This is a genomic window from Cellulomonas sp. P5_C6 (genome assembly GCF_054049635.1).
Genome location: NZ_JBFULZ010000195.1, coordinates 1 through 7618 on the forward strand (window position 1 = coordinate 1; position 7618 = coordinate 7618).

At 73.9% G+C, this 7618-nt stretch carries 8 protein-coding genes and 1 riboswitch; of the genes, 5 read left to right on the forward strand and 3 right to left on the reverse strand.

What is annotated here, in order from left to right; genetic code table 11:
* Nucleotides 1-217: 217 nt before the first annotated feature.
* On the reverse strand, nucleotides 218-763 hold the full coding sequence (locus ACXJKG_RS17445; RefSeq protein ID WP_456847007.1) for a flavin reductase family protein: 546 nt from the start codon (nucleotides 761-763) through the stop codon (nucleotides 218-220).
* Nucleotides 760-1287 carry an NADPH-dependent FMN reductase gene (locus ACXJKG_RS17450; protein WP_456847008.1) on the reverse strand — a complete coding sequence of 176 codons (528 nt, stop codon included), beginning with the start codon at nucleotides 1285-1287 and terminating at the stop codon, nucleotides 760-762. The genes ACXJKG_RS17445 and ACXJKG_RS17450 overlap by 4 nt, the downstream gene beginning before the upstream one ends.
* A gap of 16 nt (nucleotides 1288-1303) precedes the next feature.
* Nucleotides 1304-1412: riboswitch (SAM riboswitch) on the reverse strand.
* Between the two features lie 164 nt (nucleotides 1413-1576).
* Here ACXJKG_RS17450 and ACXJKG_RS17455 point away from each other — a divergent pair.
* From ACXJKG_RS17455 to ACXJKG_RS17475, 5 genes are all read left to right on the forward strand, one after another.
* Nucleotides 1577-1963: a YciI family protein gene (locus ACXJKG_RS17455; RefSeq protein ID WP_456847013.1), complete on the forward strand. Its 387-nt coding sequence runs from the start codon at nucleotides 1577-1579 to the stop codon at nucleotides 1961-1963.
* Nucleotides 1964-1991: 28 nt separating this feature from the next.
* The gene (locus ACXJKG_RS17460) at nucleotides 1992-3173 is read left to right on the forward strand and encodes an RNA polymerase sigma factor (protein WP_456847014.1); all 1182 of its coding nucleotides are present in this window, start codon (nucleotides 1992-1994) and stop codon (nucleotides 3171-3173) included.
* A 13-nt stretch (nucleotides 3174-3186) separates the two neighbouring features.
* The gene (locus ACXJKG_RS17465; RefSeq protein WP_456847009.1) at nucleotides 3187-3984 is read left to right on the forward strand and encodes a tyrosine-protein phosphatase; all 798 of its coding nucleotides are present in this window, start codon (nucleotides 3187-3189) and stop codon (nucleotides 3982-3984) included.
* Nucleotides 3985-4109: 125 nt separating this feature from the next.
* Nucleotides 4110-5996, forward strand: coding sequence for an AAA family ATPase (locus ACXJKG_RS17470; protein WP_456847010.1), 1887 nt, complete (start codon nucleotides 4110-4112; stop codon nucleotides 5994-5996).
* A 10-nt stretch (nucleotides 5997-6006) separates the two neighbouring features.
* Entirely contained in the window at nucleotides 6007-6939 is a 933-nt protein-coding gene (locus ACXJKG_RS17475) for an Fpg/Nei family DNA glycosylase (RefSeq protein WP_456847011.1), read from the forward strand.
* A 3-nt stretch (nucleotides 6940-6942) separates the two neighbouring features.
* Here the strand turns inward: ACXJKG_RS17475 and ACXJKG_RS17480 are convergent.
* Nucleotides 6943-7618: hypothetical protein (locus tag ACXJKG_RS17480; RefSeq protein WP_456847012.1), on the reverse strand; the 676-nt coding region annotated here is incomplete at its 5' end.

Consider the following 7618-nt stretch of genomic DNA (forward strand, 5'->3'; position numbering starts at 1 on the left):
GCGGACGTTGTGGATTCACGCAGCGGACGTCCGCGCTCGAACGGGTTCTGACCCCGTAGAAGTGCGGACGTTGTGGATTCACGCAGCGGACGTCCGCGCTTCCACGGGTTCTGACCCCTACGAGCGCGGACGTTGCGCGGTGGTGGACGCGGCAGAAGGCCCCTGGCGTCGAGATGCCGGGGGCCTCCCGCGGCCGGTCGGTCAGACGGCCGGCCGGTCAGACGGCTGTGTGGTCGCCGATCCGGTGGTAGGTGCGGTCGTGGTAGACGAGCGGGAGGGCGTCGTCGTCGACGGAGTGCGCGAGGGCGCGGACCGACACCAGGTACGAGCCGCCGACGGGCACCCGCTGCACGACCCGGCCGCGCAGCCAGGACACGGCCTCGTCGATCACCGGCTCGCCCGTCTCCAGCGGCGTCCAGCCGCCGGCCGCGAACCGGTCGATGCCGCTCGTCGCGAACCGGGCGGACACGTCGTCCTGCGCCGAGGACAGGAAGCTGATCGCGAGCGTGCGCGCCCGGGACAGGGCGGGCCACGACGACGAGGTCGACGCCAGCGAGAACGCGAGCAGCGGCGGGTCGGCGGACACGGAGATGACGGAGGTCGCCGTGAACCCGACGGGCCGGCCCTCGTCGTCGAGGAGCGTCACCACCGCGACCCCGGCGGGGTGCCGGCGGAACACCTCCTTGTAGGCCTGCGGGCTCAGCTGCGGCTCGTCCTGCTCCACGAGGTCGGCGTCCAGCGAGCGCAGGATCTCGGCGGTCATGCGGAGAGCGCCGCGACGTCGAGGGCGGCGTGCAGGGGAGCGAAGGCGCGCTCGAGCCACCGGTCGATGACCGGGCCGAGGTCCACCAGGTCCGCCTCCGTGACGGCCAGCGCGCGGGTGGGGACGGTGGCGCCGAGCTCGACGAGCAGGGGCCGCAGGTGCACCTCGCCGGCGAGCAGGTGGGCCGGGCCGCCGGACACGACGAGGGGGACCGCGACCACGCCGGCGAGACCGTCGGGGCCGTAGAGGTCGAGGAACGACTTGAGCAGGCCCGTGTAGGTGGCCTTGTAGACGGGCGTCGCGACGACGAGCAGCCGCGCGCCCGCCACGGTCGCGAGCGCGGGGTCGAGGAGCGAGCGGTCGGCGGTGAACAGCTGGTGGCCGATCGTCGCCAGGTCGACGGTCGCGATGTCGGCCCCGTCGGCGAGCCGGTCGGCGACCTGCACGGCCGCGGACAAGGTGCGGGACCCGGGCTTCGGGTTGCCGACGAGGGCGACGACGTCGGGCACGGACTGCTGGACCACGGTGGAGCTCCTTCTCGCTGCACGCTTGCCGCACCGGTCGGTGCGGCCAGGTCATCTCCCGGAGCACCCCGTCGTGGAGGGGTTGCTGACCAGCGAGCCGGGGCTTCGCGCTGGCACTCGTGACCTGGGCGGAGTTGTAGCAAGGGGGTGTCGTCCGGCAAGGGCTTCGCTGGAGAATCCCGAATGACGGACACACGCGCCGGTGTCGAGAACGCGCGAGCGGCACCGACCACGGGGTGAGAGGGTCCGCTGGGGGACCACGAGACACCGGGAGTGCACCGTGAAGTACATGCTGTTGATGAACTACCACATCGAGGGGGTGCCCCCGATCGACACCTGGGCGCCCGAGGACGTGCGCCGGCACATCCAGTTCCAGCACGACCTCGGCGCGGAGCTGGTGGCCAGCGGCGAGTTCGTCGACGGCCAGGGGCTCGCGTGGCCGGACACGGCGAAGCTGGTGCGCAGCGACGGGGTGTCCGCCCCGGTCGTCGTCGACGGGCCGTTCGCCGAGTCGAAGGAGTTCCTGGCCGGCTACTGGACGGTGGACGTCGAGGACGAGGCGCGGGCGATCGCCATCGCGGCGAAGGCGTCGGCGGCACCCGGGCCGGACGGCGTGCCGGTCCAGCAGGTGTTCGAGGTCCGTGCGCTGATGGAGGCACCCTCCCCTGTCGACTGACCGGGCAGACCCGCCCGTCGAGGACCTGCTGCGCRMSCTSGCGCCGCAGGTCCTGGGCGTGCTGGTGCGGCGGTCGGGGGACCTCGCCGACGCCGAGGACGCCCTGCAGGAGGCGCTCCTGGCCGCGGCGACGCAGTGGCCGTCGACGGGCGTGCCCGACAACCCGCACGCGTGGCTGGTCGTCGTCGGGCAGAACAAGCTGGTGGACCGGTACCGCAGCGAGGACGCGCGACGCCGGCGCGAGGAGCTCGTCGCGACGATGGACCCGGGTGCCGAGGCGCTCCAGTCCGACGACTCCCTGCTGCTGCTCTTCGGCTGCTGCCACCCGGCGCTGAGCCCGGCGTCGGCCATCGCGCTGACCCTGCGGTCGGTCGGCGGCCTGACCACCGCGGAGATCGCGCGGGCGTTCCTGGTGCCGGAGCCGACGATGGCGCAGCGGCTCAGCCGGGCGCGCCGGACCCTGCGCGACCTGGACGGACCGTTCCGGATGCCGTCGGCGGCGGACTACGGCGAGCGGCTCCGCGCCGTGCTGCGGGTGCTCTACCTGATCTTCAACGAGGGCTATGCCAGCACCTCGGGCGCGTCCGTGGCCCGGGCGGACCTGGCGGCCGAGGCACTCCGGCTCACCCGCGCGCTGTCACTGAGCCTCCCCGACGATCCCGAGGTCGCGGGCCTGCTCGCGCTGATCCTGCTCACCGATGCCCGGCGCCCCGCGCGCACGGGACCGCGCGGCGAGCTGATCCCGCTGGACGAGCAGGACCGTGCGCGCTGGGACGCCGCGATGATCGCGGAGGGCGTCGCGCTGGTCGAGCACGCGCTGGTGCGCGGAGCGGTCGGCGAGTACCAGCTGCAGGCGGCGATCGCGGCGGTGCACGACGAGGCCCCGACGGCCGACGAGACGGACTGGCCCCAGCTGCTCGCCCTGTACGGGCTGCTCGAGCGGATGACCGGCAACCCGATGGTCACGCTGAACCGCGCGGTCGCGCTCGCGATGGTGCACGGCCCCGACGCCGGGCTCGCCCTGCTGGCCACGCTGGACCAGCCGCTCGCCGGCCATCACCGGCTCGCCGCCGTCCGGGGTCACCTGCTCGAGCGGGCAGGCCGGCCCGAGGAGGCGGCCGAGCAGCTGCTGCTGGCGTCGCGGCAGACCACGAGCCTGGCGGAGCGCGACTACCTGCGGCTCCAGGTGGCACGCCTGCGGCACGGTTGACACGCTGAGCACCGTGCCGGCCGATCCCGATCCTCACGTCCTGTTCTCGCCCGCCGTGACCAACCTGCGCGACCTCGGTGGTCGGCGCACGGCCGACGGGGGTGTCGTCGCGTCCGGTGTCGTGTACCGCTCGGCGGAGATGACGGGCGACGCGGTCGCCACCGACGAGGTCCTCGCAGGCCTGGGCATCCGGACCGTGGTCGACCTGCGCACCGAGGGCGAGCGGACGGCACGGCCGGACCACGTGCCGGCCGGGGCGACGCTTCTCGACCTCGACGTGCTCGCGGATCTCCCCGGCGGTGCCGCGGCGCAGGTGGCGGCCCTCGGGACGAGCCGGACCACGCCCGAGCCCGACCCCGACCCCGTCGAGTCGATGCTCGTGGTCTACCGCCGGTTCGTCGTCGGCGAGGGTGCCCGGGCGGCGTACGCGGCGCTGATGCGGGCCGTCATCGACCCCGCGCGCCGACCGCTCCTGTTCCACTGCACGGCCGGCAAGGACCGGACCGGCTGGGCGGCGACGATCCTGCTGCTCGCCGCGGGTGTCGACGAGCAGGGCGCGACGGAGGAGTTCCTCGCGGTCAACCCCGCGGTGCGCGAGACGTTCGCCCCGCTGCTCCAGCAGTTCGCCGACACCGGCGGTGACCCCGAGACCCTGCGCCCGCTGCTGGAGGTCCGGCCCGAGGACCTGCGGGAGGCCCTGGACCTCGTGCGCGAGCAGTTCGGCACGTTCGACGGCTACCTCCGGGACGGGCTCGGGCTCGCTCCCCAGGAGGTCGAGAAGCTCCGCAGGACGCTACGCACGGACGGGTGACCCGTTGGACCGTTCGGGTGGTCCGATATGTCCGATCTTGCCGACTCACCCGGCCGGACCCACGATGGGCTGATCGCACCTCCCGCGACGCAGCGTCGTCTGATCCCAGGCGCCGAGGGAAAGGCATGCCTGTGGCCGACGAGATCGTCTCCCCCATCCGACGAGGCGCGCACGACATCGCCCGCGAGCGGGACCGGGTCCGGCGCAAGCGCGTCTACCGCGTCGCGTTCGTGCTCCTCGCCATCGAGACCTACGTCATCGCCAGCTCGCTGCTGGGCCGCGACCTCGTGCCGCCGATGCCGCGGGTCGACCCGCTCGTGCTGGTCCCGGTGCTGTTCTTCGTCTCGCTGCTGGCGCTGCTGCTGGTCACGCAGGTCGGCACCTCCCGGTCGCCGCACGTGGTCTACCGGCCCGAGCAGGTGGACGTGCACCTCGACGACGTCATCGGCATCGACCCGGTCAAGGAGGACGTGCGCCGCTCGATCGACCTGTTCCAGACGCACAAGCAGTTCGCCGAGCAGATGGGCGGCACCCCCCGGCGCGGCTTGCTGTTCGAGGGGCTGCCCGGCACCGGCAAGACGATGACGGCCAAGGCGATGGCGGCCGAGGCGGGTGTGCCGTTCCTCTTCGTGTCCGCGACGTCGTTCCAGTCGATGTACTACGGCGCCACCGCGAAGAAGATCCGCGCGTACTTCAAGGCGCTGCGCAAGGCGGCCCGCACGGAGGGCGGCGCGATCGGCTTCATCGAGGAGATCGACGCCATCGCGACGGCCCGCGGGGGCATGTCGTCGATGACCGCGAGCCCGTTCGACGCGTTCCGGACGCCGGGCGTCATCAAGAACGCGGTCGTCAGCGAGGGCACCGGCGGCGTGGTCAACGAGCTGCTGGTGCAGATGCAGTCGTTCGACGAGCCCACGACGACCGACAAGTTCGTCAACTTCTTCCTCGCCCGGATCAACCTGCTGCTGCCGGCGAACCGCCAACTGCAGCAGCGCAAGCCGGTCAAGGCCCCGATCCTGCTGATCGCCGCCACCAACCGCGCCGACTCGCTGGACCCCGCGCTGCTGCGCCCGGGTCGCTTCGACCGCCGGCTGACGTTCGCGACCCCCGACGCGATCGGCCGGCGGGCGCTGGTGGACCACTTCCTGGCCCGCCGTTCGACGCAGGACGAGCTGGACGACCCGGTGCTGCGGGACCGGATCGCCGCCGCGACCAACGGCTGGACGCCGGTGATGATCGAGCACCTGCTGGACGAGGCGCTGGTCAACGCGCTGCGTCGCGGGTCGCTGGCCATGTCGTTCGCCGACATCGAGCACGCCCGGATCACCGAGATGGTCGGCATCGGCCAACCGGTCCGCTACACGGAGGCCGAGCAGCGGCTCATCGCCACGCACGAGGCCGGCCACGCGGTGACGGCCTGGCTCGCGGCGCCGAACCGCACGCTCGAGGTCCTCACGATCGTGCGTCGCGGCGACGCCCTCGGCCTGCTCGCGCACGACGACTGCGAGGAGGTCTGGACCCACTCGCACTACGACCTGCGGGCGCTCGTGCAGATCGCCATGGGTGGCTGGGTGGCCGAGGAGCTCTTCTTCGGGCAGACCAGCACCGGCCCCGCCGGCGACCTCGCGTCGGCCACCCGCACGGCCGCGCAGATGGTCGGCGCGGCGGGCATGACCGGCTCGCTCATCTCCTTCGCGGCGACGCCGCACGACCTGGTGTCCGCGGTGCTCAGCGACGCCCAGGCGCGGGCCCAGCTGGAGGCCGTGCTGGACGACGCGCGCAGCACGGTCCGCCGGCTGCTGTCGCGGCACCGCCACCTGGTCGAGGCGCTGCGTGACGCCCTGCTCGAGCGGTACGAGCTCCTCGGCACCGAGATCACGGACGTCCTCGAGGCCGCGACGCTCGCGCAGCAGCAGATGCTGGAGCGCGAGGAGTACGAGAAGTCCGCCGCGGTGGCCGCCGGTGCGGCGGCGCAGGCGGTCGCGGCGGCGGAGCGGTTGCGGGTGGCCTAGCCTTCGGGGCGTGCCCGAGGGTCATACCGTCCACCGCATCGCCCGCCAGCTCACCCTCGACCTGGTCGGTCGCCGCCTCGCGGTGAGCTCGCCGCAGGGCCGGTTCGGCGCCGGTGCCGCCCGGCTCGACGGGCAGGTCATGGTGTCGGCCGACGCCGTCGGCAAGCAGCTGTTCTGCACGTTCGAGGGCGGCGACGTGCTGCGGGTGCACCTCGGGCTGTACGGCGCGTGGGACTTCTACGGCGCGCTGACCCCGGTCACCGAAGGCGCCTTCGCGGTCGGCAGCATGGGCGCGCCGCGGCTGCGGCGGTCGGTGCGGATGGGGGAGGACGAGCGCGAGAACCCCGCCGACGAGGGCGGGCTGGTGGCGACGTTCCCACCCGAGCCGGTGGGCCAGGTGCGCGTGCGGCTGGCGTCGGCCGAGACGGTCGCCGACCTGCGCGGGCCGTCGGCGTGCGAGGTGCTCGACCCGGCCGATGCGGCCGCGGCGATCGACCGGCTGGGCCCCGACCCGGCGTCGACCGACGACCTCGACCGCGCCGGGGACGTCATGGTCGAGCGGTTGACCGCACGGAACGTCGCCGTCGGCCAGCTGCTCATGGACCAGTCGGTGGTGGCCGGCATCGGCAACATCTACCGGGCGGAGCTGCTGTTCCGCGCCCGCCTCGACCCGCACACGCCGGGCCGCCGGGTGCCGCGCGAGGTGGCGCGGGCGCTCTGGGACGACTGGGCGGTGCTGCTGGCCGACGGGATCCGCACGGGCGTGATGATCACGCGCGAGGACCTGTCTCCCGCCGCCCGGGAGCGCGCCCTGACGGACCCGGCCGAGCGTCACTGGGTCTACCACCGCACCGGCGAGCCGTGCCTGGTCAGCGGGAACCCGGTGGTGGTCGAGGAGATGGCCGCCCGCAAGCTCTACTGGTGCCCGACGTGCCAGGTCTGAGCGTCAGGAGTCCAGGCCGAGGAGCGACCGCCACGCGCGGTGGTGCTCGACCGTGACGCCCTCGTAGCCGGGCAGTCCCCCGAACGCCGCCTCGACCCGTGTCGCCTCCTGCTCGAGGACCGCGGGCCCCTCGTCGACGAACGTGTACTGCGCGCCGCCGGCCACCTCGGCCGTGTCGGTCTCGACGCCGACGGTGAACGGCCGGCCCGCCGCCGACGCCGCGACGGCCGCGGGAGCGGCGAGCGCGATGATCCCGTCGGGCCCGCGGGCGTGGTCGCTGAACGCGACGACCCCGACGCGGTCGGCCCGGGCGAGCACCGCGTCGAGCAGCGAGCCCTCGCCCCAGGGCTCGTGCGCGAGCCACCACGGGGCGTCGACGCCCAGCTCGACGCCGTCGGGCAGCGCCGCGACCACGGCGTCGAGCAGCGCGAACCACTGGGTGCAGAGCAGGTCGCGCCGGGTGGCCCAGCCCGGTGTCGCCCACGGCTCGACGTCGAGCTGCAGGCTGTCGCTGGGGCCCGACCGCAGCGCCGCGAGCGCCCACGTCACCGCGAGCGAGGGCTGACCGAGCCAGCCGGGATCGCCGCCGAGCGGACCGACGGCCACGCCCGCGGCCTGCAGGGCGGAGGTCGCCGCGCGGAACCAGTCGCCCACCGGGCCCTCGTCGGCAGCCCAGGGG